At 33.9% G+C, this 25928-nt stretch carries 25 protein-coding genes and 1 tRNA gene; 3 read left to right on the forward strand and 23 right to left on the reverse strand.

Features of this window, described 5'->3' with window-relative positions:
* Positions 1-2: 2 nt before the first annotated feature.
* From rbfA to yczE, 11 genes are all read right to left on the reverse strand, one after another.
* On the reverse strand, positions 3-383 hold the full coding sequence (gene rbfA, locus A6B44_RS04570) for a 30S ribosome-binding factor RbfA (protein WP_090920918.1): 381 nt from the start codon (positions 381-383) through the stop codon (positions 3-5).
* A 120-nt stretch (positions 384-503) separates the two neighbouring features.
* Entirely contained in the window at positions 504-3011 is a 2508-nt protein-coding gene (gene infB / locus A6B44_RS04575) for a translation initiation factor IF-2 (RefSeq protein ID WP_090920920.1), read from the reverse strand.
* Between the two features lie 20 nt (positions 3012-3031).
* On the reverse strand, positions 3032-4513 hold the full coding sequence (gene nusA, locus A6B44_RS04580; RefSeq protein WP_090920922.1) for a transcription termination factor NusA: 1482 nt from the start codon (positions 4511-4513) through the stop codon (positions 3032-3034).
* Between the two features lie 27 nt (positions 4514-4540).
* Entirely contained in the window at positions 4541-5002 is a 462-nt protein-coding gene (gene rimP, locus A6B44_RS04585) for a ribosome maturation factor RimP (protein ID WP_090920924.1), read from the reverse strand.
* Between the two features lie 186 nt (positions 5003-5188).
* Positions 5189-5265 (reverse strand) — tRNA-Met (locus A6B44_RS04590).
* 85 nt (positions 5266-5350) lie between these two features.
* On the reverse strand, positions 5351-6214 hold the full coding sequence (locus tag A6B44_RS04595) for a putative RNA methyltransferase (RefSeq protein WP_090920926.1): 864 nt from the start codon (positions 6212-6214) through the stop codon (positions 5351-5353).
* Positions 6215-6472: 258 nt separating this feature from the next.
* The gene (galU, locus tag A6B44_RS04600; protein ID WP_090920928.1) at positions 6473-7360 is read right to left on the reverse strand and encodes a UTP--glucose-1-phosphate uridylyltransferase GalU; all 888 of its coding nucleotides are present in this window, start codon (positions 7358-7360) and stop codon (positions 6473-6475) included.
* A gap of 86 nt (positions 7361-7446) precedes the next feature.
* Positions 7447-7626, reverse strand: a complete 180-nt coding sequence (gene csrA, locus A6B44_RS04605) for a carbon storage regulator CsrA (protein WP_090920929.1) — start codon at positions 7624-7626, stop codon at positions 7447-7449.
* A gap of 56 nt (positions 7627-7682) precedes the next feature.
* A complete protein-coding gene (gene alaS / locus A6B44_RS04610) occupies positions 7683-10313 on the reverse strand; it encodes an alanine--tRNA ligase (RefSeq protein WP_090920932.1) in 2631 nt (876 codons plus the stop codon).
* Between the two features lie 191 nt (positions 10314-10504).
* Positions 10505-10930, reverse strand: a complete 426-nt coding sequence (locus tag A6B44_RS04615; protein WP_090920934.1) for a universal stress protein — start codon at positions 10928-10930, stop codon at positions 10505-10507.
* Between the two features lie 148 nt (positions 10931-11078).
* Positions 11079-11738, reverse strand: coding sequence for a membrane protein YczE (gene yczE, locus A6B44_RS04620; RefSeq protein ID WP_090920936.1), 660 nt, complete (start codon positions 11736-11738; stop codon positions 11079-11081).
* Between the two features lie 263 nt (positions 11739-12001).
* Between yczE and A6B44_RS04625 the strand changes: the two genes are divergently transcribed.
* The gene (locus tag A6B44_RS04625) at positions 12002-12688 is read left to right on the forward strand and encodes a winged helix-turn-helix domain-containing protein (protein ID WP_090920938.1); all 687 of its coding nucleotides are present in this window, start codon (positions 12002-12004) and stop codon (positions 12686-12688) included.
* A 14-nt stretch (positions 12689-12702) separates the two neighbouring features.
* Here the strand turns inward: A6B44_RS04625 and trmJ are convergent, their stop codons facing one another.
* From trmJ to parC, 4 genes are all read right to left on the reverse strand, one after another.
* Positions 12703-13425, reverse strand: a complete 723-nt coding sequence (trmJ, locus tag A6B44_RS04630; RefSeq protein WP_090920940.1) for a tRNA (cytosine(32)/uridine(32)-2'-O)-methyltransferase TrmJ — start codon at positions 13423-13425, stop codon at positions 12703-12705.
* Between the two features lie 79 nt (positions 13426-13504).
* Positions 13505-13996: a sigma-E factor negative regulatory protein gene (locus A6B44_RS04635; RefSeq protein WP_090920941.1), complete on the reverse strand. Its 492-nt coding sequence runs from the start codon at positions 13994-13996 to the stop codon at positions 13505-13507.
* Between the two features lie 23 nt (positions 13997-14019).
* The gene (gene rpoE / locus A6B44_RS04640) at positions 14020-14592 is read right to left on the reverse strand and encodes an RNA polymerase sigma factor RpoE (RefSeq protein ID WP_090920943.1); all 573 of its coding nucleotides are present in this window, start codon (positions 14590-14592) and stop codon (positions 14020-14022) included.
* A 174-nt stretch (positions 14593-14766) separates the two neighbouring features.
* Positions 14767-17013, reverse strand: coding sequence for a DNA topoisomerase IV subunit A (parC, locus tag A6B44_RS04645; RefSeq protein ID WP_090920945.1), 2247 nt, complete (start codon positions 17011-17013; stop codon positions 14767-14769).
* A gap of 209 nt (positions 17014-17222) precedes the next feature.
* Here parC and A6B44_RS04650 point away from each other — a divergent pair, with 209 nt between their 5' ends.
* A complete protein-coding gene (locus tag A6B44_RS04650; protein ID WP_176673464.1) occupies positions 17223-17489 on the forward strand; it encodes a type II toxin-antitoxin system RelB/DinJ family antitoxin in 267 nt (88 codons plus the stop codon).
* A 2-nt stretch (positions 17490-17491) separates the two neighbouring features.
* Positions 17492-17764, forward strand: coding sequence for a Txe/YoeB family addiction module toxin (locus A6B44_RS04655; protein ID WP_176673465.1), 273 nt, complete (start codon positions 17492-17494; stop codon positions 17762-17764).
* A gap of 8 nt (positions 17765-17772) precedes the next feature.
* Here the strand turns inward: A6B44_RS04655 and A6B44_RS04660 are convergent, their stop codons facing one another.
* The 8 genes from A6B44_RS04660 to A6B44_RS04695 form a co-directional block, all read right to left on the reverse strand.
* Positions 17773-18045 (reverse strand): YrhK family protein, encoded by a 273-nt coding sequence (locus A6B44_RS04660; protein WP_218061396.1) that lies wholly within the window; start codon positions 18043-18045, stop codon positions 17773-17775.
* Between the two features lie 14 nt (positions 18046-18059).
* Positions 18060-18530 carry a YcgN family cysteine cluster protein gene (locus A6B44_RS04665; protein WP_090920951.1) on the reverse strand — a complete coding sequence of 157 codons (471 nt, stop codon included), beginning with the start codon at positions 18528-18530 and terminating at the stop codon, positions 18060-18062.
* An 18-nt stretch (positions 18531-18548) separates the two neighbouring features.
* The gene (gene rdgB, locus A6B44_RS04670; protein ID WP_090920953.1) at positions 18549-19145 is read right to left on the reverse strand and encodes an RdgB/HAM1 family non-canonical purine NTP pyrophosphatase; all 597 of its coding nucleotides are present in this window, start codon (positions 19143-19145) and stop codon (positions 18549-18551) included.
* Positions 19146-19208: 63 nt separating this feature from the next.
* Positions 19209-20666: a tRNA uracil 4-sulfurtransferase ThiI gene (gene thiI, locus A6B44_RS04675; RefSeq protein WP_090920956.1), complete on the reverse strand. Its 1458-nt coding sequence runs from the start codon at positions 20664-20666 to the stop codon at positions 19209-19211.
* A 160-nt stretch (positions 20667-20826) separates the two neighbouring features.
* Positions 20827-22878: a hypothetical protein gene (locus tag A6B44_RS04680; RefSeq protein ID WP_090920958.1), complete on the reverse strand. Its 2052-nt coding sequence runs from the start codon at positions 22876-22878 to the stop codon at positions 20827-20829.
* A 284-nt stretch (positions 22879-23162) separates the two neighbouring features.
* Positions 23163-23750 carry a hypothetical protein gene (locus tag A6B44_RS04685; protein WP_090920960.1) on the reverse strand — a complete coding sequence of 196 codons (588 nt, stop codon included), beginning with the start codon at positions 23748-23750 and terminating at the stop codon, positions 23163-23165.
* Positions 23751-23802: 52 nt separating this feature from the next.
* The gene (locus tag A6B44_RS04690) at positions 23803-24324 is read right to left on the reverse strand and encodes a YcxB family protein (RefSeq protein WP_090920962.1); all 522 of its coding nucleotides are present in this window, start codon (positions 24322-24324) and stop codon (positions 23803-23805) included.
* A gap of 42 nt (positions 24325-24366) precedes the next feature.
* Positions 24367-25527 (reverse strand): SMI1/KNR4 family protein, encoded by a 1161-nt coding sequence (locus A6B44_RS04695; RefSeq protein WP_090920964.1) that lies wholly within the window; start codon positions 25525-25527, stop codon positions 24367-24369.
* Between the last annotated feature and the right edge of the window lie 401 nt (positions 25528-25928).

The raw sequence follows: 25928 nt of genomic DNA on the forward strand, positions 1-25928 counted from the left end.
AATTAGTCCCCTGCGTGTTTTTCTTTATCTTTACGTACAACATCTGTGACTAAATTAGACATTCGCATTCCTTCAACTAAAGATTCGTCATAAACAAAACGAAGTTCTGGAACAATACGTAAACGCATTGCTTTACCGACTAAATTACGAATATACCCAGAAGCTTTATTTAAACCTTCCAGACCACGTTCCACAACACTTGCATCTTCGTCAAATAAGAATGTTACAAAGATTTTTGCATAAGCAAGATCTCGACTAATCTCTACATCTGAAACGGTCACCATTCCAACTCGAGGATCTTTTACTTCTCGTTGTAAAATAATCGCCACTTCTTTTTGTAACTCTTGTGCTACCCTATCTGATCTAGAAAATTCTTTTGCCATTTTTATATCCTTTGATGAGAAACAAGCGGTAAGATCTTATAAAAAATTTGCAAATTTTTTGATAAATCTGACTGCTTATTAAAGGAGACAGAGTATGCCCTGTCTCTACGATATTGTTAATTAAATTGAACGTTTAACTTCAATGATTTCAAAAACTTCGATCTGATCGCCAACTTTAACATCATTATAGTTTTTCACACCCATACCACATTCCATATTGCTACGTACTTCATTTACATCATCTTTGAAACGGCGTAATGAATCTAATTCACCTTCAAAAATAACAATATTATCACGTAATACACGAATAGGATTGTTACGTTTTACAATACCTTCGGTGACCATACAACCTGCAATCGCCCCAAATTTAGGGTGACGGAAGATATCACGAACCTCTGCAAGACCAATAATTTCTTGTTTAAACTCTGGTGCTAGCATACCCGTCATTGCAGCTTTAATTTCATTTAATAGTTCATAAATAATCGAATAATAGCGTAAATCTAAATGTTCAGTTTCCACGACTCGACGAGCAGAAGCATCAGCACGAACATTAAAACCAACTAGAATTGCATTAGATGCAGCGGCTAATGTTGCATCTGTTTCAGTAATTCCACCCACACCAGAACCAACAATTTTTACTTTCACTTCTTCCGTTGAAAGATCTGTTAGAGATTGACAGATCGCTTCCACAGAACCTTGAACATCTGCTTTAACAATGACATTAAGTTCTGAAACATTACCTTCAGTCATATTGGTAAACATATTTTCTAGTTTAGATTTTTGCTGACGAGCAAGTTTCACATCACGGAATTTTCCTTGACGATATAAAGCTACTTCACGTGCTTTTTTCTCATCACGAACGACAGTTGCTTCATCACCAGCAGCTGGCACACCTGAAAGTCCTAAAATTTCTACAGGAATAGATGGACCTGCGGATTCAACGGCTTTACCATTTTCATTACGCATCGCACGCACACGACCATATTCAAAGCCACAAAGTACAATATCGCCTTTATTTAAAGTACCAGATTGTACAAGTATGGTCGCAACAGGGCCTCTACCTTTATCTAAGTAAGACTCAATCACAACACCACTTGCCATACCTTCTTTAACAGCTGTTAATTCAAGTACTTCTGATTGTAATAAAATAGCATCTAATAAATCATCCACACCCGTACCTTGTTTTGCTGATACGTGTACAAACTGAATATCTCCACCAAATTTTTCAGAGATAACTTCATATTGTAACAACTCTTGTTCAACATGATCAGGATTTGCTTCAGGCTTATCTACTTTATTTACTGCAACAACAAGAGGTACACCTGCCGCTTTTGCGTGCTGAATTGCCTCAATAGTTTGTGGCATTACACCATCATCTGCGGCAACAACTAAAACAACGATATCCGTTGATTTAGCACCACGTGCACGCATTGAAGTAAAGGCGGCGTGTCCTGGTGTATCCAAGAAAGTCACCATTTTACCATCATCAGTTTCAACGTGATAAGCACCAATGTGTTGTGTAATACCACCTGCTTCACCATCAGCCACTTTTGCTTTACGGATATAATCCAATAATGACGTTTTACCGTGATCTACGTGTCCCATAATAGTCACAACAGGAGCACGGTTTACTTTTTCAAGATTAAGATCACGATCGCTCATTAACGCTTCTTCAAGTTCATTCTCTTTACGAAGTACGACTTTGTGTCCCATTTCTTCAGCAACAAGCTGTGCTGTTTCTTGATCAATCACTTGGTTAATGGTTGCCATAGCACCCATTTTCATCATTGTTTTAATGACTTCTGTTGCTTTAACTGCCATTTTATTAGCAAGTTCTGCAACCGTCACTGTTTCACCAATTACAACATCACGTGTAACAGGTTGAGCAGGTTTAGTGAAGCCTTGCTGAATTGAAGAGTTACTCTTCTTAGCATTACGCTTTCCTTTACCGACCTTTAGATTTCCTTTTAAATTACGACGACTTTCTTCTTTTTCGTTCTTTTTAGACTCTTCATTACGAGCAGCTTTTTTCGCTTTTTTACGACCTCGTGGCGTTTCACTTTTACGCTCAGAATCAAATTCAGCTTCACGAGCATAATTAGATGTAAAACGCGCATCTTCAAAATCATCAGATTCCGTTTTTGGTTCATCATTAGTGGTATTTGATGCAGATTCAGCCAAACGACGTGCTTCCTCCGCAGCTTTTTTAGCTGCTTCTTCAGCTTTTTGAAGAAGTAACGCTTCTTGTTTACGATGAAACTCTTCTTCTTCTTTCAATTTTGCCGCTTTCTTTTCATCTGCTTTAGAGGCTTTCTTAGCCTTTTTAGGAGAAGCTTCTTTTTTAACTTCTTTTGCCTTAGTGGCTTCAGCCGCTGCTTTTGCTTCTTTTTTTGCCTTCGCTTCTTTCTCTGCTTTTAATTTAGCTTCTTTAGCTGCGATCTCTTTTGCTTTGGCTTCTTCTAATTCTTTTTGCTTAGCCGCTTTTGCTGCCTCTACATCAATTTTACGAGATTTACGCACTTCTACTTGAACCTGTTTTGCACGACCACCAGAGGTCGTTCCACTTACAGTCGTTTTAGTTCGACGTTGTAAGCTCAATTTTTTAGGTGTTTTCTTTTCTTCTGTCATTTTAATTCTCCTTACAACAATTAGCTAAACCAACAAATTTCACGTGCAGCCATAATTAGCTCACCTGCTTTTTCTGAAGATAGCTCTTCAATATCTGATAAATCATCGATACCTTGTTCAGCTAACTCTTCCAGCGTTATAATACTTTTCTCTGCAAGTTTAAATGCAATATGACGCTCCATACCTTCAAGATTAAGTAATTTATCTTCGATATGAGCCTCTTCCAACATTTTTTCTTCAAGCATTGCTTGTTGAGTAATCGCTGCTTTTGCTCGTTCTTGTAGCTCTTCAACTAAATCTACATCTTCAAGTCCTTCAATACAAGTAACTTCATCAAGAGGTACATAAGCAATTTCTTCTAATGAAGAAAATCCTTCATCAATAAGAAGTTGTGCAAACTCATCATCAATTTCAAGAGATTCCATAAACAAATGTAATACTTTATCATCTTCTGCTTGATGTTTTTTATCCAGCTCTTTTGTTGTCATTACATTTAATGTCCAGCCTGTTAACTGTGTTGCTAAACGAACATTTTGACCATTACGACCAATAGCTTGAGCAAGAGCAGTCTCTTCAACAGCAATATCCATTGTATGAGTATCTTCGTCAACCACAATTGACACAACATCCGCAGGTGCCATTGCATTGATAGCAAATTGTGCTGGGTTATCATCCCAAAGCACGATATCCACTCGCTCACCGCCTAACTCGTTACTAATCGCTTGAACTCTCGCGCCACGCATACCCACGCAAGCACCAACAGGATCGATACGTTTATCATTGCTTTTCACTGCAATTTTTGCACGAGAAGCAGGATCACGAGAGGCGCCTTTAATTTCAATCAACTCTTCGCCAATTTCAGGTACTTCAAGTCTAAATAGCTCTTCAAGCATTACTGGTTTTGAGCGAGTAACAAATAATTGAGGTCCTTTTGATTCAGGTTTAATTTCATATAAAACACCACGAATACGATCACCTGGACGAAGATTTTCACGAGGTAACATATCTTCACGAACAATCACGGCTTCTGCTTGGCTACCTAAATCTAAAATTATCTGTTCACGATTTACTTTCTTAACTGTTCCATTAATAATAGAACCTAATTGAGCACGAAATTGCTCAATTACTTTATTACGTTCTGCTTCACGAATTTTTGAAGTGATAACTTGACGAGCCGTTTGCATCGTAATTCTATCAAAAGGAATAGAATCAATTTCATCTTCAATCACATCGCCTAATTGAATTGTTGGATCGTCATACTGTGCTGCTTCAATACTCATTTCACGAGTCGTATTATGTACTTCTTCAACAACTGTCCAACGACGGAAGGTTTGAAAATCTCCAGTTTTACGATTAATCACTACACGCACATCAACGTCTAATTCTTTTTTCTTTCTTGTTGAAATAGCAAGAGCTGTTTCAAGTGCTTCAAATATTGCTTCTTTTGGTAATAGTTTTTCGTTAGATACTGCTTCTGCAGCTAATAGAATCTCTTTACTCATCTTATGATACCTTTTAAAAATTAAAAATTAAAAATTAAAAACTGGAATTAAATTGGCTTTTTGAATATTACCAAATACAAAACTATGCATTTCATTCTCAACCTTCAATGTAATTACATCATTTTCTATACTCACTAATTCACCTTGCCATTTACGACGATCAAGCATAGGGATACGAAGATGAATGGTGATACCTCTTCCAATAAAGCGTTGATAATGCTCAAGCGTAAATAGTGGGCGATCCAAACCAGGTGAGGAAACCTCTAGATTATACTTATCACTAATAGGATCTTCAACATCAAAAATTGCACTAACTTGACGGCTGACACTACTACAATCTTCAACAGTAACCCCGCCTTCTTTATCAATATAAATACGTACAGTTAAAAAACGTCCTGCTCGCTGTGTTTCAATACCAACTAACTCAAATCCCATTGCGTCAATGGAATCTTGTGTAAGTTGTTGTAACTTTTGCTCTAATGTGGCCAAAGATACCTCCTAATAATTAAGTATAAAAAAAGAGCTATATAAGCTCCTTCTTAGAAAAATAGTCAACAATATTAAATTCCTACAAAAAAGTCCCAACAATTGTTTGGGACTTTTTAAAATATGTTTTTATCTTGTTTCAATAAAAACAAAGCCCATTTTCAAACAAGAAAATGAGCTTAAAAAAGCTGGTTGCGGGGGCTGGATTTGAACCAACGACCTTCGGGTTATGAGCCCGACGAGCTACCAAGCTGCTCCACCCCGCGTCTGATAGTGGAAGATTATAGGCGTTTTTTTTACTATTGCAAGTATTTTTATAGATATTTTAAAAAATTTATTCGCTATTATTTTCTAAATATTGCGTTGATAGACTCGTAACTGAACATCAACCTCAATCTCTAACTCATCAAGTTTTTGTACAGCAGCTTTTCCTTCATAAGTTGCTCTGTACAAATGAGGCGTCATTATCATTAATTGTGAAAGTTGGGTTTTATTTAACAAGGTATGATAGGTTGTATAATCTTTTTCTATACAACGAAACAAAGAGTCATCTAATAATGGCTTTTCACGAAAAGGTTTGATCATTGGATAAATCACTTTTCTCAAAGATAACAGGTGCTTTTCTCCCGCATCAAGGGTAACCACATAACCATTTGGCTTTAATACACGAGCAAATTCTTCTGCCACCTCAAAACCAAATGCACTAATTAAAACATCCACGCTATTATCTGCTAATGGAATATGGGCGTTACTTGCCGTAAGCCATAATGCTGAAAAACTTGCCGATTTTGCTGCTTTTTGAACTGCAAATTTAGAAATATCCCAACCAACAAACTGACCACCATTATCATAAAAATAGTCTAAAGCAGAGAAACAAAGGCGTTGAACTTGACGTAAATAGTAGCCTTCACCACAACCTGCATCAGCAATAACCTTCGGTTCTCCTTGTGTCAATTTCATCACTGTTTTTGCTAATAGTTCAGAAATAGGTGAATAAGCTCCACTTTCTAAAAAATTATGACGTTCGTTTACCATTTCACGGCTATCACCAGGTGATTTGCTACGTTTTTGATTGACTAATAATAAGTTAAGATCCCCTGCTTTTCCTTGATCAAAGCAATGGTTATTTTCACAACGATATGATTTTTCAGATAGGTACAGTTTATTTTTGCAATGGGGACAAATCAGCATAATATTTTCACAGATATAATTCATAATTTACTATTATCCTACAGTTTGAAATAACTCGCTAATTTTTATTGTTATTTTTTTCTACAATACTAAATTGCAAATTTTAAGAAGAATCGTACCGCTTTGTATTTTTTATTTGAGGAGTAAAAAAACAGAGATTAAAAAGTTAAAATTACTTTTATTATCAATAAATTATATAAAACTTTAGACAAAAAATCTTTATCTATGTACACTTCTATTTTCCGTTTTTCTACGGAAAATAGAGGATGACTGTACAATAATTTATAAAGAATTGTTAAGAGAACTTAAATATTCCTTAAATTCTTTCCCTAATTCAGGGTGATGAAGTGTATATTCAACAAATGCACTCGCATAGCCTTGTTTGTTACCACAATCAAAACTTTTTCCACTCATTCTAAATGCTTCCACCGTTTCTTTTGCAATAAGCATATCAATGGCATCAGTTAATTGAATTTCATCACCCACACCAATAGGTGTTTTTTCTAACAGTTGCCAAATGCTACTCGAAAATACATACCGCCCCACCACTGCCAAATTAGAAGGCGCTTCTTCAATTTTCGGTTTTTCAACGATTTTAACAATTTTAGTACTTTGACCTGACTCTAAATCTGTGCCACCACAATCTGCAATACCATAGCTGCTCACTTCTTTTTGAGAAACAGGTGAAACCATTATTTGGCTATTACCAGTTTTGTTAAAACGAGCAAGCATTGCCGCTAAATTTTCTTTAGTTTGGTCTGCTGAAAAGTCAGCTAGCAATACATCAGGAAGCACCACTGCAAAAGGTTCATCTCCAACCACCGCTCGACCACATAACACGGCGTGTCCAAGACCTTTAGCGTGTCCTTGTCTTACGTGCATAAGCGTAACATCTTTTGGAACAATAGATCGCACCTCATCTAAAAGTTGACGTTTGACGCGTTTTTCTAACATCGTTTCCAATTCAAAGGATGTATCAAAATGGTTTTCTATTGCATTTTTAGAAGAATGTGTCACTAACACTATCTCTTTAATACCAGCCGCCACACATTCACTCACAATATATTGAATTAAAGGCTTATCCGCAATGGTTAACATTTCTTTAGGAATTGCCTTTGTGGCAGGTAACATTCTCGTTCCTAAGCCAGCGACTGGAATGATCACTTTCATTTTTGATCCTTAAAATTAACAATAAACCAAAACCGCCTATAAAATAAGCGGTATGATTTTATACTTTTTTTGCAAATTTAACTATTTTATTGAGCTTGTTTAGCCGACTCATTAATTTGCTTATAAACTTCTTCTCGATGTACTGATACTTCTTTTGGTGCATTAATGCCGAGTTTTACTTGATTTCCTCGAACACTTAAAACTGTTACTTCAACATTATCACCAATTAGTAAGCTTTCACCTAATTTACGTGTAAGAATAAGCATAATCTTTCTCCTTTAATAAAGTAATATTTAACAGATATCAAACAGAAGTTTCTACTTTATAATTTTGCTTGAATCCACTCTCTTGCTTTTGCTAGAGCCAACGTGATATTTTCAGGCTGAGAACCTCCCGCCATTGCCATATCAGGTCGTCCGCCTCCTTTACCACTTACTTGTTGAGCCATCTCATTAACAAGTTGTCCAGCATTAATTTTAGAGGTAATTTCTTTAGAAACACCTACAACTAAATTAACTTTTTCTCCTGTAGCACAAGCAAAAACAATAACAGCAGATCCTAATTGATTTTTCAAATCATCAACCATCGTTCTTAATACTTTTGTTTCAACATTTTCTAACTGTTTAATAATCACATTTACACCATTAACTGATTCTGCTTGTTTTGCTAAATCAGCGCCTGCTTGAGAGGCTAATTTCTCTTTTAGCTGCTGTAATTCCTTTTCTGCTCGTTTTGTTTTATCTTGTAATTGCTGAATTTTTTCAACCAATAAATTGCTATTTGTATTTAATATTTCGGTACTTTGACGTAGAATTTTTTGTTGATTGTGTATCCATTCAATCGCCTTATCACCAGTAAGAGCTTCTACTCGACGGACACCCGCTGAAATGGATTCTTCAGAAATTAATTTAAAGAAACCAATATCCCCAGTGTGTTTTACGTGAGTACCACCACAAAGTTCGATTGAAAATTCTGACATTTTGACTACACGTACTTTTTCGCCATATTTTTCACCAAATAATGCAATCGCACCCTGTTGTTTTGCCGTTTCAATATCCATAATTTCAGTGGTAACTTCAACATTGTTACGAATTTCACGGTTAATCATAGATTCGATTTGTTCAATCTGTGATTTACTCATTGCTTCAGGTTGAGAAAAATCAAAACGCAACATTTCGTCTGAAACTAACGAACCTTTCTGTTCAACGTGAGTTCCTAAAACTTTGCGTAACGCTGCATCAAGTAGATGTGTTGCACTGTGGTTTAATGTCGCAGCGTGACGGCGTTCTTCATTAATCTGAGTTTTAACAACATCACCCACTGATAATGAGCCAGATTCAAGCTGCCCAATATGTCCAAAAATATCACCATATTTTTGAGTATCATTCACTGTAAATTTGCAAATTTCTGTTAAGATCTCACCGCTATCACCGATTTGACCCCCAGATTCACCATAAAATGGCGTGCGATCTAAAACAACCACTGCATTTTCACCAGATTGAATGCAATCAACGGCTTTTCCATTACAAAATAATCCGATGACTTTGGATTCTTCTAATGCTGTTTTAGTATAACCCTCAAAAAGGGTTGAACCTTCCATTTTAATCACACTATTGTAGTCCATACCAAAATTACTACTTGCTTTCGCTCGCTCACGCTGAGCTTTCATTTCTTCATCAAAGCCAGCTTCATCAATAGTAATATCACGATCACGACAAACATCAGCGGTTAAATCTAGTGGAAAACCATAAGTATCATAAAGTTTAAAGGCAACTTTTCCTGATAAAATATTATTATCTACCTTTGTTAATTCATTCTCGAGTAAACTTAAACCTCTTTCCAATGTTCTCGCAAATTGCTCTTCTTCTGCTTTTAAGGTTTTTTCAATAAATGCTTGCTTTTCAACTAGAATGTTTCCTGCTTGTCCCATTACTTGTGCAAGGGTGCTAACTAATTTATAGAAGAAAGCTGATTTTGCACCTAAAAGATTTCCATGACGTACTGCTCGACGAATAATTCGACGAAGCACATAGCCACGACCTTCATTCGATGGCATTACTCCATCCGCAATCAGGTAAGCACAAGAACGGATGTGATCAGCGATAACTCGTAATGACTTATTATCCAAATCTGTCACATTTAACAATTCAGCAACCGCTTTAATTAAACTTTGAAAAATATCAATTTCATAATTAGAATTAACATGTTGTAATACAGCACTTATACGCTCCAATCCCATACCTGTATCAACAGACGGTTTTGGCAGTTTCTCCATTGTGCCATCTGCTTGACGATTGAATTGCATAAAAACCAAGTTCCAAATTTCAATATAGCGATCACCATCTTCTTCAGGACTTCCTGGAGGGCCACCCCAAATATGCTCTCCGTGATCATAAAAAATTTCAGAACAAGGACCACAAGGACCTGTATCCCCCATCTGCCAAAAATTATCTGAGTTATAAGGTTCCGCTTCACTTTTATCCCCAATACGGATTATTTTTTCTGCAGGCACACCAATTTCATTGAGCCATATGTCATAAGCTTCATCATCTGTTTTATAAACCGTTACCCATAATTTCTCTTTAGCTAGACCAAGCCACTGTGGTGAAGTTAAAAATTCCCAAGCAAAATGAATAGCATCTTGCTTAAAATAATCCCCAAAACTAAAATTACCTAACATTTCAAAGAAAGTGTGATGACGCGCAGTATAGCCAACATTTTCTAAATCATTATGTTTTCCACCTGCTCGAACACAGCGTTGCGGAGTGGTGGCTCGAGAATAGCTACGTTTATCTGTTCCTAGAAAAACATCTTTAAATTGGTTCATTCCTGCATTTGTAAACAGTAGTGTAGGGTCATTTTCTGGAACAAGCGAACTGCTAGATACAACTGAATGTCCTTTAGTTGCAAAAAAATCTAAAAAAGCTTGTCTAATTTGTGAAGTCGTTTTCATTGGTAATAACTCTAATATTTTAAAATAAATTGAAAGGCGTTATTTTGGCATAAATGAGACGTTTTATAAAATACTAATTGCCTATAAAGCCCATTTTGTATTCAATTTAACAAAAAAACAGACTGCCAACACTTAAGACAAGCAGTCTGTCTATATAAAACTTATGAATTTAATCCATTATTTATCAATTGCTAATCATCCTTTAAAGGTACGACTAAAATATCTACTGAGATTGAATTCATCACTTGGCGAGTCGATGAAACTAATTTACTCCAAAAATCTTGGTGATGCCCTGTGATTAATAAATCAACATCATATTCATCAACAGCATCTTGTAGTACCTGACTAAAATCTCCTGTTCCACTCAAACGTTCAGAGACTGGATATTCTACCTGACCTGAAAGTTCATTTAAAACTTGTATAGTCTCTTCTACTACATTATCTTGAACTGTCGCCATATTAATATCGATCAATCCAGTATAAAGATCAGAAAAATTGACATCCACATGGATCATTGATAATTTTGCATTACAAGCCTTTGCAACCTGCTCCCCTTTACGCAATAAAATGAGGCTCTCTTCAGAAAGATCTACTGCAACTAAGATATGCTTATACATAATGAACTCCTTACATTGACTACATCAATTTTAACTGTCTATATATTACCACTATATTTTGAAAAAAAACTTGGTATAGATCACATTTTTAAGATTTAAAATGAATTAATTTATCAAATTTATCAATTGCCTAAATAAATTTTTCTTATTATTTAGGTTGTTGTGTTGCAGAAAAATAACGAGTAATAAAATGTAAACTGATTTGTAAAACCCAACCAACTGCAAAAGCAAAGAGTAATGTTGAAATACCAACGACACCACCTAATAACCATCCAAGAAAACATACGATAGCTTCGATAGAAGTTCTAATATATGCGACTTTCCAGCCCGTTAATTGGTAAATGCCCACCATTAAACCATCTCTTGGCCCTGCTCCCATATGACAAGTTAAATAAAATGCGGAAGCAACACCAATGATAACAATACCAGAAATAGCAAACACCAGTCTTAATAGCATTCCTTCAGGTGGTGCAATAAACTGTGCTGTAAGACCTAATCCTAAAGCAATTAATACCATATTCAATAGGGTACCGAGTCCAAGTCTTTGCTTAAAAGGTAACCACGTTAACATTACACACAAACTAATTAATAGTGTAACAATACCAATATTCACTCCCGTTTTTAACGATATTCCCTGTGCAAGAACCGTCCAAGGAGAAGAGCCTAAAGACGCTAAAAGTAATAAACCATCTCCAATACCAAAAATAAGTAACGAAAGGCACAGTACAATTAACGTGATAGTTCTCGGTTTCCAACTCGATTCTGCAGACCAAATTGTTGTGATTAAGGCTCGTTTTTTGGATTCCATTTTAATACTCTCCTCATTTAATTTATTCTTTCTTAAAATATAAAAACATAAAAAAAGCATCAAAACAATTAAACAAAAATTAAATATTTGTCACTTTTTTTTAACATACGAAAATTTTTTATAAAAGTCAACTTTTTACTATAACAACACATTCTTTGATATTGATAATTATTCCTTAATAACAGTAAAAAATATTAGCTTAAACCGCTAAAATTCGTTATATTTAATCTGCTTTTTATTTTAATGATAAACGGACAATAAGTATGCGAAGAATACTACTCATTAATAACGATATAACGCACCTTCAATCATTGATGGCGCTTTTCTCAATGGAAAATTTTGATACTGATGTAGTAGATAATACTCATAGCGCTTTAGACAAAATTAAAACTCAACACTACCATTTTGTTTTACTCAATATTACTATCCCTAAATCAGAACATCTTGAAATACTCAAACAGTTTCGTGATTGTTGTGATACACCAATAATGATATTGAGTGACAAAAATCCCGAGTTCGATCATATTCTATTTTTAGAATCAGGAGCAGACATCTATCTAACCAAACCTTTTAACTCACGAGAACTGATTGCTTACATCAAAATTATTTTACGCAGAACCTCTTCTATTACTTTAAGTAATAGTAATAAAATTGAATTTTGTGGGATTAAATTATATTTGAATAGTCAACAGGCGATATATCAAGGAAGAGACTTAAACTTGACGATGACAGAGTTTATGCTATTAAAAATGTTTGTTAAATCACCGGGTCAGATTTTTTCTCGAGAAACGTTAAGTACTAAGGTATTGAATAAAAAGTTGACGCCTTATGATCGTGCTATAGATATGCATATATCCAATTTACGTAAGAAATTACCTAAACGAACAGATAATCTTTCTTGGTTTAAAACATCACGCGGTAAAGGATATTTATTACTTAAAATACAATAAGAGTGATAACTGCTCTAAGACTTTTCTATTGCACTTAACATCCCTCTTAATATATTTAGTTCTGTTGTTTCCAAATGTGTTCGTTGATATAAACGACGTAATTTAAGCATCATCGCATCATTTTTAATAAATCCAAGATCTCGATATACTTTTTCAGTATGTTGAAAAAAATATTCCAATGCCTCTGCTGTTGGATACTCCACAAGCGGTGACTTTGTTTGATCTTTTTGCAATTTTTCTAAACTGAGGTAAGCATTTCTAATTTCGTAACTAACTAATTGTACTGCCATTGCCAAATTTAAAGAGCCATACTCAGGATTGGTTGGTACATTCAAATGATAATGACATTTTAATAATTCTTCATTAGTTAAACCTACTCGCTCTCGTCCAAATATAACAGCAACACGCCCTTGTTTCGCTCGCTCAACAACCGATTCCCCTGCGTTTCGAGGATTCATTAATGTAGATTGTAAATGGCGTAATCTTGCACTGCTTCCTACGACTAACTGGCAATCTGCAATCGCATCATCAAAACAATCAAAGATACAACTGTTTTCCAGCACATCTTTTGCACCTGCAGCTAATGAGATAGCCTGTTCATCAATGGGCTGTAAAGGATTAACTAAACGCAATTGAGATAACCCCATTGTTTTCATCGCCCGTGCAGTAGAACCAATATTGCCGCTGTGTGAAGTTTCCACTAAAACTATATAAATATTATCTAATATATCACTCATTTTTATCTCTTTTTTTGAATTAAAAAACCACCTTAATATAACATAAGGTGGCTTCTATAAATCTCACTATTTTAATTAACTAAGGCTGTTGCTCAGCTTCTTTTGCCAATTTCTTTTGTTTCTCTTGCTCTTTCTGCTTTTCTATATCCATTTTTTGAATATTTAAACTGACTGGTTGAGCAGCATTGGTAAATGGCAGAGTTTGTAATACTGGTTGAGCCTGTGCTATGTCACCGTTATCTTGCGTGTTTTTAACCATATTAACACCCAACACTGCCACAAAACAAACTGAAGCTGCAATTCCTGCTTGCATAATCGAGACAGCCCAAGGTCTTAATTTTAATAACTTTCCTTTAGGTTGAGCTTCAATGGTCTCATTCTCAAGTAATGCTTCCAGTTTTGTTGAAAAATCATTACCTAAAATAATGTCTTCACCTCGCATTACACTACGAACAGTATGGTAGTTTTTCCATTTTTGTTGTAGTGTTGCTGATGAACATAACGCCTCAGTAAAGTTACCTTCTACTAACTCCCCATCTATATAAGCAGAAAGGTTCTCATTCTGTTGCATAATTAACTCCAATTTGTTTTTATCTAGTGTATCAATGGATTGATTTTAGCGTCAATAGCTTCCCTTGCTCTAAAGATTCGAGAACGAACCGTTCCCACAGGGCATTGCATTACTTCTGCTATTTCTTCATAACTTAACCCTTCAAGTTCTCGTAAAGTGATAGCACTTTTTAACTCATCGGGTAAGTTATTAATTGTTTCAAATACGACTTTTTTAAGTTCATCGGACAACACCATATTTTCAGGGGTGTCCATTTCTCTTAAATAAGTACCGCTATCATAACTTTCAGCATCTTCTGCTAAAATATCTTCCCTCGGAGGACGTCGTCCTAATGATGTTAAATGGTTTTTAGCTGTATTCACGGCTATTCGATACAACCAAGTATAAAACGCACTCTCTCCACGAAAAGTATTCAAAGCTCGATAAGCCTTAATAAATGATTCTTGTACAATATCAGGAATATCATCTTGTGCAACATAACGAGTGAGTAATCCTGCAACTCGGTTTTGATAACGTATAACCAATAAATTGAAGGCTTTTTTGTTACCATTTTGTGCAAGTTCGACCAATTCCTGATCGGTTTGTTGTTCACTCATTGAGTTTGATTCTCCTAAAAACTCTCCATCTTTATTTACTGTACACCTCTTAGTGTATAAAAAAAGCTGAAAGTTCAAAAATAGTTACATAATATATAAAAAATGTGCTTATTTTAATAAGCATAAAAAAGAACGCAAATATTACCCACTTTAAGGGCATAAAATTATTGTAAATTAATCCACAATTTCAACAGCAACATTCGCACTTAAACCTCTCACAAGTTGTGAGCCTTTTCTTGCTCGCTCACCTCGATAATTATCAATATCTGCAGGTTTTAGCTTAATCTTACGTTTTCCAGATAGGAACACTAAGGTGCTTGTTGGTTTAATTAATAATACTCGTGCTAATAATTCAGAACGCTCTTTAGCTGCTTTTGCTGAAATATTGATAATTTTATTCCCTTTACCTTTTGAGAGAGTCGGTAAATCATTCAGAGAAAAAACTAACATTCGTCCCACACTACTCATTGCAACAATGGATAACTCTTCCTCATTTTCAATCAATTGCGGTGGTAACATTTTTGCATTTTCGGATAAAGAAATCACCGCTTTACCTGCTTTATTACGAGACACTAAGTCCTCAAACTTACAAATAAAACCATAACCAGAATCTGATGTCATCAATACTTTGGTTTCAGGGCTAGCCATTAAGACTTGCTCAATAACCGCACCATCTGGCAAGGTGATTTTTCCTGTAATCGGTTCACCTTGAGAACGTGCTGATGGCAGTGATAAAGGGTCAACCGCATAAGAACGTCCTGTGCTATCAATAAAGACCACAGGTTGATTACTCTTACCATAAGCGTGAGACAAATAGCCATCCCCTGCTTTATAATTTAAACCTTGTACATCAATATCGTGTCCTTTCGCACAACGTACCCAACCTCGCTCCGATAAAATCACCGTCACAGGTTCAGTTGGTACTAAATCACTTTCTGAAATTGCTTTTGCTTCTTCACGTACCACAATAGGGCTACGACGTGAGCTTGCAAAGGTTTTCGCATCAGCTTGAATTTCTTTTTTAATCAAGGTACTTAAACGTCGCTCTGAACCTAAAATTAACTGTAAATGATCTCGCTCTTCTTCTAATTTTGATTTTTCAGACTGTAATTCGTGTTCTTCTAATTTTGCTAAATTGCGTAAACGTAAATTTAAAATTGCTTCTGCTTGAATATCCGTTAAGTTAAAGCGTTTCATTAACTCTACTTTCGGTTCATCTTCATTACGAATAATCGCTATCACTTCATCGATATTCAAATACGCAACTAACAAACCATCTAAAATATGCAAACGTTTTAAAATTTTATCCAAACGATAATTTAAACGACGAGTCACAGTTGTACGACGGAATGCCAACCATTCAGTTAAAATCGTATCTAAACTTTTTACAGCAGGTTTACCGTCTAAGCCAATCATATTCATATTCACACGATAGCTTTTTTCTAAATCTGTAGTTGCAAATAAATGCCCCATTAACCCTTCAAAATCAACACGATTCGATCTTGGCACGATCACAAGGCGGATCGGATTTTCGTGATCAGATTCATCTCGAATATCATCAACCATTGGCAATTTTTTATTTCGCATTTGAGTCGCAATTTGCTCAATAATTTTAGAAGGAGAGGCTTGGTGTGGAATAGCTGTAATGACAATTTCACCATCCTCTTTTTCCCACACTGCACGCATTTTAATTGAACCACGCCCCTGCTCATACATTTTTTTAATATCTGCTTTTGGGGTAATAATCTCTGCATTTGTTGGATAATCAGGACCTTGTACAATAGTTAATAAATCATCAAGGGTTGATTTTGGATTATCCAATAACATTACACTGGCTTCGGCTAATTCGTTAATATTATGAGGCGGAATATCTGTTGCCATACCTACTGCAATCCCCGTCGTGCCATTTAATAAAATATGGGGTAAACGAGCGGGTAAATATTTTGGTTCTTCTAAGGTACCATCAAAGTTAAGCTGATAATCAACGGTTCCCTGTCCTAATTCACCTAATAATAGTTCTGAAATTTTAGATAATTTAGATTCCGTATAACGCATTGCAGCGAAGGATTTCGGATCATCTGGTGCTCCCCAGTTTCCTTGCCCATCAACCAAAGGATAACGATAAGAAAAAGACTGAGCCATTAATACCATTGCTTCATAACAGGCACTGTCACCGTGCGGATGGAATTTACCTAACACATCCCCGACTGTTCTGGCAGATTTTTTATATTTTGCAGACGCATTTAACCCCAATTCAGACATCGCATATATAATACGGCGTTGTACAGGTTTTAGACCGTCACCGATAAAAGGCAAGGCACGATCCATAATTACATACATTGAATAATTGAGATACGCCTCTTCAGTAAAGCGTTTAATTGGCATTTGCTCAATGCCTTCATAGTTAATTTCTGTTGTCATTTTATCTTTCTGTAAATTTAAAGTGAAATTTTGTGGCTAAGTATAACAATTTTTGAAACTAAATTCAGTTTATAATAGTGACAAATTATAGAAATAAAACAATATGACGACAGAATATACTCTGCATCTACAAAAATTTAAAATATATTTGAATATCACGCCAAAGTCATTATAATATAATGACTTTATCAATACAAAGGAGATTAAAAATGAGTAAAGTAGCCATTAATTTTAAAACAGACAAAGAACTAAAAGAGGCTTTTTATCGTGTTGTTAAAGAAATGCACACAACACCAACAAGTTTGTTTAATATGTTTATGAGCCATACGGTACAAAACCGCTCGATCACTATTTCTCTTCCAAAGGAGAATACAAAAATGACAGAGCAAGAATTTTATGAAATGATTGATAAATCACTAGAGAGTGGATTAAAACCAATGTCTATGGAAGATCTAAAAGCCCTTCATCAGGGGTAATAATGCAGTACACATTAACCCCAACTAATAAATATATTGATGATTTAAAAAAACATAAAAAACACGGCAATAAAAAATTACTCAAAAAAATCAATCAGTTTATTAATGAACTAGAACAACACCCACGCAGTGGTACAGGGCAAGTCGAACGCCTAAAACATTATGCAGAACGAGAAATATATTCTCGTCGAATTGATAAAGAGCATAGATTGGTTTATGAAATTATTGATGATAAAGTTATCATTATTCTAATCAGTGCTTTTGGGCATTATTAGCTTATCGTTTATATGGTTGCTGAGCCTGTCGAAGCACTACCCTGTTTCTCATAAACTTTTCTTACATGAATCAAACTAATAAGTTTTAAGGTAGGTTTAATCAATAATTGTGCACTTCCCACAATAAATAACCAAGTACCACTTGTTACCAAAGAATCTGATAAAAAGAAAAAACTTCCAATCAAAAACCAAATCGCAATAAACAAATCGTTAATTGCACCTAGCATTTCATATCGTCGTTGAATAATAATATGTTTTTGTTTTAAATCTAATTTCATCATTTGATTATTTCCTTTTATTTTTCTTCAATCACAAACTCAAACCAATCAATCACATCTTTTTCGTGAATGCCATTTTTAATTAAAATATTGGCATTTCTGACTGAATGCTGGCTATTAGAAATTAAAGGGTGCCAATCAAACAAAGGTTTGCCCTCGTAAAGTAAACGGTAAGCACAAGTTGAGGGTAGCCATTTAAAATCAGGTAGGTTCTTTTTGGTGAGTTTCGTGCAATCATCTTCTAATTGGAAACGTGTCATATAATTCATACATCGCCCTGTTTCCACATCAAGTTGATTACAAGCGATTCGAGTAAAATAGAGTTTCTCTCTCCTACCACGTCCTTGAATATATTTACGATAACAACACTTACCACAACCATCACATAATGCTTCCCATTCTGCATTATTCATTTCAGTTAAGCTTTTATGCTCCCAAAATAGCGGTGTGATCTTTTCAAGATTTTGCAAATTTTTCTCCAAAACCATCCCTTATTAAAAAAATGCTTATTTACCTAACTGTTTTTTTAATGAATCAAGTGCCATTGCTCGATGAGAGATTTTTTTCTTTTCTACACTTTCCATCTCTGCAAAAGTACAATTTTTAGGTGGATAGAAAAATAACGGATCATAACCAAATCCATTGGTACCACGCTCTTCTCGTAAAATTTCACCAAAACATTCCCCTACTGCAATCTTAGGTGTAGGATCCATCGGATGTTGTAAGAAAGCAATACAACTCACAAATTTTGCCCCACGTTTATTCTCTTCAATATCAGTTAAATCTTCGATTAATTTTTTACGATTAGCCACATCATTTCCCTCTTCTCCTGCATAACGAGAAGAATATAAACCTGGAGCGCCATTTAACGCCTCAACAGATAAACCTGAATCATCAGCAAGTGCAGGTAAACCTGTCTTTTCACTTGCATAACGGGCTTTTAAAATTGCATTTTCAACAAAAGTGAGCCCTGTTTCCTCAGGTGAGCTTATGCCAAATTCACTTTGAGCCATAACCTCAAAACCAAACTCACTCAACACATCTTGCATTTCTTTTACTTTACCAAGATTGCCTGTTGCTAATACAATTTTTGTTTTTTTCATTGCTATCTTTCCTTTATTCCCTTTAAATAATTGTAAATTTTTCAATGAATGTAACCGCTTGTTTTACCTAGTGATATTTCTAAACACTTTCACATTCATAAAACCTTTCTCTTTTAAGTAAAGTGCTTGTAATTTACTCATCACGCCTCGACTACAATAAAGTAAATAATTTTTAGATTGATCTAATTCACCAAACTGATTAGATAATTTATAAAAAGGTAACTGCTTTACTTCAATATTCTCTAAAGTAAAAGGGGTTTCATCCACTTCTTCAGGGCTACGAATATCTAAGACAATATCATTGTCACTAAATTCAGAAGTTGTTTCAACAGCCACTACTTCTTTTTCTGTTTGAGCTGCAATTTCTCGAATATCTAACACATCGGCATTTTCAACCGCTTGATTTAAAATCTCAAAATTAAAGTTATTTTCTTCTTCTAAAATCTTACTTTCAATCGCTTTAACCGTTGGATTTTTAGAAATCACCCCACAAAATTCTGGCATACTTTTGGCAATATCATCGGTACCAATTTGTTTCGCCATAGCGATAATTTGTTCTTTATCGTGGGTAATTAAAGGGCGTAACACTAAACGCTCGGAGGCTTTATCAATTAAACGTAAATTGGTTAAGGTTTGGCTTGAAACTTGTCCTAAGGCTTCTCCGGTTACAATCGCTTCAATATTAAAACGCTCAGCAACTTTACTCGCTGCTCTCACCATCATACGTTTTAAAATTACGCCCATTTGACCATTTTCAACTTTTTCTAAGATTTCACCGACCACATCTTCAAAATTAACCGCAATAAAACGCACTTTGTGAGATGTACTATAACGGCTCCAAATATGATACGCCATTTGTTTTACGCCAATTTCGTGGGCTGCTCCACCTAAATTGAAGAAACAATAATGCACACGAGAGCCACGTCTTAATAGCATATAACTTGAAACACCCGAATCAAAACCACCAGAAATCAAAGAAAGCACATCTTCTTGCGTACCGATAGGATAGCCACCTAGCCCTTGATAGCGTTCTCTAATAAATAACATTTTATCGTGATCAATATCAACACGAACCGTCACGTCTGGCTTGGTTAATTTTACTTTTGCAGATTCAATACGCTGATTTAATCCACCGCCAATATAACGCTCTAAATCAATCGAACGGAACTCGTGTTTTCCTTTACGTTTTACACGCACGCAAAAGGTTTTATTTTCTAACTGATCTTGTACCGCTAAATAAGTTTGCTCAAAAATATCGTGCATATCTGTGAAAGGCGTTTCTTCCACTTCTAAAATATGGTGAATCCCGGAGGTGCGTTGCAACATATCTAACACAAGCTGTTTTTTTGTTTCATCTTTGGTGCGGACTTCAATAAAATCCCAATTACGCACAACTGTCACAGTTTCATCGTGTTTAGTTAAGGTATTACGGATATTGCTGGTTAAAATTTTGATAAAGCGTTTACGCACTGAATCGCTTTTAATCATAATTTCAGGAAAAAGTTTAATAATAAATTTCATAATCTGTTGTTTGTTTTCTAATTGTTGTTCTATAAATAATAAAGCGGTGCGATCCTACCATAAATTTGCAAATTTAGGGGAAAATCGTACCGCTTAAATAGAAAAGAATACCGCTTCACCTCATTCTAAATTTGGTAAATTTATTCAATTAAGTGACCGCTTATTTTTTAATATTGCTTTTAGGATACCTTGCTGGAAAAATATAAGATAAAAGCACCAATAACATTACGATAAAAATCAAACATTTAGCCACAACTATGGTTATAGAATGTCTGTTATATACTTTGGTTGGTCTTATGAGATCAAGAGTTAAAATACCTTTTGTAGTAGAAACCTTACTGATCACGCCTGCAATACTCTTTTTAGTATTCTGCCTCTTTTGCACCTTTTGAATTTTTTCCATTATGGTATCAAAAGAACTATAAGGCACGATTTCATTTAAAATGCTTTCTCTTTTTAAAATAATCCCCCCACGAGCCTGAGTAAGATTAGCAATATCTTTAATTTGTTTATTTTTTTGTCTATGTTGATTTGCCCAGTGCATAACCGTATTACGTAAACCATTTACCGTTTGTTGTAATGTTAATAACCGTTCATAACCAAAATATTGTTTAAATTCTGCAACAGGAAGTGGCTTATTTTTATAGTCTTGATAAAGATGAATTAAATACAAATTTTGGGGTGTTGAAAATTGTTGTGCTAAATCTTGATATAGCTGTTCACAAGAATTTGTGAGTTTCTCTGAACATACTTTATCTAATAAATTCAGCAGGTTATTTGGTTCAATAATTTTAACCACAGGTGCAGAACCCATTGAATAGCTAGATATAATTTCTTGTTCTGGTGGTTGAGATAAATTATTTTTCAATCCACTGTATTTTCTTGAAAAATAAATATCCTTTAAACGTGAGTAACTGTTTTCTATTTCAAAAAAATCACCTTCTGCTAAAGCAATGAGTTCATCAGAATCTTGTGGTAGTTGTAGTTGCTCTTTAGGAAAAATACGAATAGCATTAGGATCGAGTTGATTTGAATGATCAATTTCTACATCAATATTATTTGCTAAATCAATAAAATCAATATAATCGCCTCTCTTTGCATTTAATAACTCATCCTCTTTCGTCAATATTTGATGATTATTTTTAAATAAATAATGCTCTACAGCAGTAATATTTTCTAATAATGGCGGTGTGGTGAAATAAAATAGAGCAAACCATAACACAGCAAAAAAAGAAAATGCCCCTAAACGATCGTTTGGTCTTGGTGGGTAGTTTTTATAATGCTCTTCTACGGATAAACCATTTGCAACACTTAATAAGGTGTAATGCTTACTCTTTTCATCAAATACCACTTCTGCTTCGGTACTCTCTTGTTGGCTTTTATTTTTATCATTTAATTGATTTTTATAACCTTCTGTAGTCGGAAAATTTAAACCAACAAAGTAAGTTGATAGGGTTACTCTGACATCTTCTAAGTGTTTAGTTGGCAAAAATTTTGGTGTACCTTTAATCCTTTTTACTTCTTTTACAACAGCATTTTTGGATTTTGTTTTTAGTACACTATCAATCATCAACACTATGCTAATCACCGCTGCACTTTGCCATATATTTAAAAAAAGCATTTGTTCAGACATTAAACTCATCAAACAAAATAACAACGCTAAACAGAAATAAAACAGCCCCCAACCATAACTTATTTGGCTTTGTCTAACACGATATTCTATTTTGCTTTCATTACGAGTAGATAAAACTTTTGCTTCTGGTTTAAATCCCCATAATTCAATATTTGGTTGTAAAAAATTATGCCCATTCACTGATATAGCGGTCGCATACAGTTCACGCCCAACTTTAGTCACCACGTATTCAATGGTATTTTCTGCTATTAAAAAATTATCTAAAGGATAAGGAAAAAAGATATTAATGCCGTCAGCCTGCATTTTAACGCTTGTTTTCTTCATTCTTGGAAGAAATAATTTTGCAAAGGTAATTTTTGCCTTATCAAGCTGATAAACCTGATCAGAAACCAGTGACAAAGAATGAATAGTTAAATGGGGGGATAAAAACGCTTTTTCTTGCTCTGTTATTTTACGAATAGGATTAGTTGGATGTTTTAATCGATTTTGGCTTTCTAGAGACAAAGTTAAGTATTTAAGAGCAGAAAATGCCCCATAAGCTCCAATAAGCGTAGCGAGAAGTATTGATAAACCTTGCATTCTAATTATTCCTTATTATTTATTTTTATAGTAAATTAAAATTAGCACTATAAATTCACATAAATTATTATTTTAAACTCAATCTAATTGCTGGTTCGTAGGGGCGACATTAGCAAGCTTGCTTGCGTATATTCGCCCGTTTCTCGATATAAAATTTACTCATAAAATCTAAAAAATATCGGTCAAATAAAAGAAATAATTTCCAAGATATTCTTATCCTGTGCATTCGGGAGCATATACGTAAACTACGTTTACTAATGCTCCCCTACAATATTAATCTCAATTTAATTTACTATATTATTTGATGAGCAAGCTATAAATCGATAGATGCCTTTTGGTGCTTCAATATAAAATGGATATATTTTGCCGCCCATTGTAAAAGTTGGCACTTCTTGTTTCCCTTTTATTCTAAGTTTTTCTGTTTTATCAGGCTTTAAATAAAAGTGATGATTTTCTGAATTATTATGATGAACTTCTATCATTTTTTTACATTGATTGATAAATACCACTCTACCTGATTGCAAAGAACAAGCAACTAAATCGTATTTTTCTCTGCAAGACCAACCACAAAAAAAGTCAGGTGCTGCATATCTAACATCAAATAAATACCATTTTTTATTCATTTTAAAAATAGGAATATCATCATTGCCTTGATAACTATAAGAAGACCATCTATTTTGTTGTACTTCACCTGCTTTTAAATTAAAGGCAATTTTATGGTCATCCATAAACGTCTTCGTATTTTGTTTATGATTAAAATATACCTGAATTTCACTCTCACAACTATTTTTAATCACTGTTCCGTGTGGAGCTGGCATTGCAAAACAGAGTTGAGAAATAAAAACAAAGAATAGAACAAATATTTTTTTCATCGTGTAATTATCCAAATTATAGCGGTAACATTGTAATCAAAATTTGCAATTTTTATATCTTAACTTTATTTGTAAACTTTTTTAATAAAAAATCCTTTAAAACAATAAAATCATTATCTTTAAAACTCGATTTTGGGATCACTGAATATTGCCTTTTTCCATAGATTAAAATTAATGTCGTTTCATTTTCCAAAAAATCTGTATAGAAAGTCCATTCAAGTTGAGATTTGATATTAAGCATTTCATAATAAATACCTGTTTCAGAAAATATAATTTTTTGCTGACAGTTAAATTTACTTGTCATTTTTAATCTCATTAAATAGACAAATTTTCCTAAATCAAAAATACCTATAAAATCCAGTATTCCAATCAGCACAAAAAGTACACTATACATTATAAATTCATTGGTTAAATGAAAATAAAACGTATAAATAGCAAGTAAAAAACCAAATAATATTAAACTCACCGCCACCACTTTATCAATCTTATAGCCTAACGTTTGCTGTTCATAGGTTGTATAAGCATCAAGGTAATCTTTAATTTTTGGTAAATAGGTTATTTCAATCTCTTTCATTGGTTTCTTATTTTTTGTAAATTATGATAAAAATCATACCGCTTAAGCACGAAACTCTTCATACTCCACACATTCATTGTATAATTCATAATCTTCTAAAATAATATTAAACTGATTTATTTTTTCTATCCTTAAAAATTCATTCCAAAGAATGCTTAAATCTTCATAAGATTTTGTTTTTTCAAAGTTTTGTAAATATTCACTATAGATATTATGTGAATAATCATCACTATAATCCAAAACAAAATACAATCCGTCAGAACTAAATAGCATAATAAAAAAGTCTGCATTTACCTTTTTTTGAGCAAATACAAAAAAATTATTATTTAGAAATTGTAAATATTTATCATCACAGATTTCATCAAAAATCTCATTATTTATAAAACCATCATCTTGCAAAAATTTAAAATAATCAATTAAACCAACAATCTTTTTTGTAGAAAAAATCTCAAAACCATATTCAAAATCCACACCATTTGCATAAGTTTCATAAATACTTTTTACTTGCTTTGGTAGTATTATATGTAAGCGATTTTCTATCTCTTTTACATCTTGTAGATTTACCTTTTCATAAACTTTTATAGCATTTTTTATTCTATCATTATCTTCACAACAAAGTTCTAAATACTCTTTATAGTTTTTTACTATGGTTTTATTTTTTACACTTAAAAGTTTTTTGAGCCTTTTTATAAGATCTTCATCACTTTCTTCATCTTCACTCTCATACTCCACAAAATCAATAATTTTACCATTTACATCATATAGCTTAATCCAAGCAAGAAAACCATTTTCATAATATAACTCTTTTAAAAACCAAGCTGATTTTTGCCAAATCTCAGCACTCTGCTCTAAACTTTTACCTTTAAATATTTTAGTATCTAGTGGCTTATCTTCAAAAGCCAAACGCCACTCTTTTTGTGTGCCATTATTAAAGTCGTCTTTATCTTTTGCTGGATATTTTACCCAGATAAAACTCCCTGCCAAATATTCCAGTACTACTCCATCATCAATTCCAACTGGTGGAAAAAATTCTTGCTTAATTATTTTTTCTTGTTGATTAAATGTTTTTTTAATAATAAGTTTGCCATCTAAATCATAATAATCCCAAGTTCCAAAATGTTTACCTTTCTTGATTTTTCCGTCTTTCCATAAAAACAGTTCTTTATCAAAAATTGCTGTTGGGGTGGGTTTATATTCTTCCAATTTATTCTTCCTTGTCTTATTTTTGTAAATTCTGATGAAAATCATACCGCTTATTTTAGACATCTTACTGATAAAATATAACTAATCAAGAATAGAAAATGTAATTATATTGTACACAATTATACTATTTTTATTATTTCCGACGATCAATCTATCAAAACATCCATTCGTCAATGCATACTTTGACGCTACGTTTTGTGTATCCACCCTACGTATATATGTGAAATTATTAAATTTGTAAATTTTTGATTTAATCTACCCGCTATATTTATGACTAATAATATTTTGTGGGAATTTTTATATCAAGCTATGGGAGGATATACGCAAACTACGTTTGCTAATCACTCCCCTACAACAAATATATCAGTTATTTTTATAATTTTTACCGTTATAAATTTATG

Origin of the sequence: Pasteurella skyensis (genome assembly GCF_013377295.1) — a bacterium.
Taxonomy (GTDB): Bacteria; Pseudomonadota; Gammaproteobacteria; order Enterobacterales; family Pasteurellaceae; genus Phocoenobacter; species Phocoenobacter skyensis.

What these genes read in the sequence shown, in the direction of transcription:
- rbfA (WP_090920918.1), bottom strand. Translation starts at nt 383, where the DNA reads ATGGCAAAAGAATTTTCTAGATCAGATAGGGTAGCACAAGAGTTACAA.
- yczE (WP_090920936.1), bottom strand. Translation starts at nt 11,738, where the DNA reads ATGGAATCCAAAAAACGAGCCTTAATCACAACAATTTGGTCTGCAGAA.
- A6B44_RS04690 (WP_090920962.1), bottom strand. Translation starts at nt 24,324, where the DNA reads ATGAAAGAGATTGAAATAACCTATTTACCAAAAATTAAAGATTACCTT.
- A6B44_RS04635 (WP_090920941.1), bottom strand. Translation starts at nt 13,996, where the DNA reads ATGCAACAGAATGAGAACCTTTCTGCTTATATAGATGGGGAGTTAGTA.
- galU (WP_090920928.1), bottom strand. Translation starts at nt 7,360, where the DNA reads ATGAAAGTGATCATTCCAGTCGCTGGCTTAGGAACGAGAATGTTACCT.
- alaS (WP_090920932.1), bottom strand. Translation starts at nt 10,313, where the DNA reads ATGAAAACGACTTCACAAATTAGACAAGCTTTTTTAGATTTTTTTGCA.
- A6B44_RS04660 (WP_218061396.1), bottom strand. Translation starts at nt 18,045, where the DNA reads ATGATGAAATTAGATTTAAAACAAAAACATATTATTATTCAACGACGA.
- parC (WP_090920945.1), bottom strand. Translation starts at nt 17,013, where the DNA reads ATGACAACAGAAATTAACTATGAAGGCATTGAGCAAATGCCAATTAAA.
- trmJ (WP_090920940.1), bottom strand. Translation starts at nt 13,425, where the DNA reads ATGAGTGATATATTAGATAATATTTATATAGTTTTAGTGGAAACTTCA.
- rdgB (WP_090920953.1), bottom strand. Translation starts at nt 19,145, where the DNA reads ATGAAAAAAACAAAAATTGTATTAGCAACAGGCAATCTTGGTAAAGTA.
- nusA (WP_090920922.1), bottom strand. Translation starts at nt 4,513, where the DNA reads ATGAGTAAAGAGATTCTATTAGCTGCAGAAGCAGTATCTAACGAAAAA.
- infB (WP_090920920.1), bottom strand. Translation starts at nt 3,011, where the DNA reads ATGACAGAAGAAAAGAAAACACCTAAAAAATTGAGCTTACAACGTCGA.
- A6B44_RS04680 (WP_090920958.1), bottom strand. Translation starts at nt 22,878, where the DNA reads ATGCAAGGTTTATCAATACTTCTCGCTACGCTTATTGGAGCTTATGGG.
- A6B44_RS04650 (WP_176673464.1), top strand. Translation starts at nt 17,223, where the DNA reads ATGAGTAAAGTAGCCATTAATTTTAAAACAGACAAAGAACTAAAAGAG.
- rpoE (WP_090920943.1), bottom strand. Translation starts at nt 14,592, where the DNA reads ATGAGTGAACAACAAACCGATCAGGAATTGGTCGAACTTGCACAAAAT.
- csrA (WP_090920929.1), bottom strand. Translation starts at nt 7,626, where the DNA reads ATGCTTATTCTTACACGTAAATTAGGTGAAAGCTTACTAATTGGTGAT.
- thiI (WP_090920956.1), bottom strand. Translation starts at nt 20,666, where the DNA reads ATGAAATTTATTATTAAACTTTTTCCTGAAATTATGATTAAAAGCGAT.
- A6B44_RS04595 (WP_090920926.1), bottom strand. Translation starts at nt 6,214, where the DNA reads ATGAATTATATCTGTGAAAATATTATGCTGATTTGTCCCCATTGCAAA.
- A6B44_RS04665 (WP_090920951.1), bottom strand. Translation starts at nt 18,530, where the DNA reads ATGGTTTTGGAGAAAAATTTGCAAAATCTTGAAAAGATCACACCGCTA.
- A6B44_RS04615 (WP_090920934.1), bottom strand. Translation starts at nt 10,930, where the DNA reads ATGTATAAGCATATCTTAGTTGCAGTAGATCTTTCTGAAGAGAGCCTC.
- A6B44_RS04625 (WP_090920938.1), top strand. Translation starts at nt 12,002, where the DNA reads ATGCGAAGAATACTACTCATTAATAACGATATAACGCACCTTCAATCA.
- A6B44_RS04655 (WP_176673465.1), top strand. Translation starts at nt 17,492, where the DNA reads ATGCAGTACACATTAACCCCAACTAATAAATATATTGATGATTTAAAA.
- A6B44_RS04685 (WP_090920960.1), bottom strand. Translation starts at nt 23,750, where the DNA reads ATGAAAAAAATATTTGTTCTATTCTTTGTTTTTATTTCTCAACTCTGT.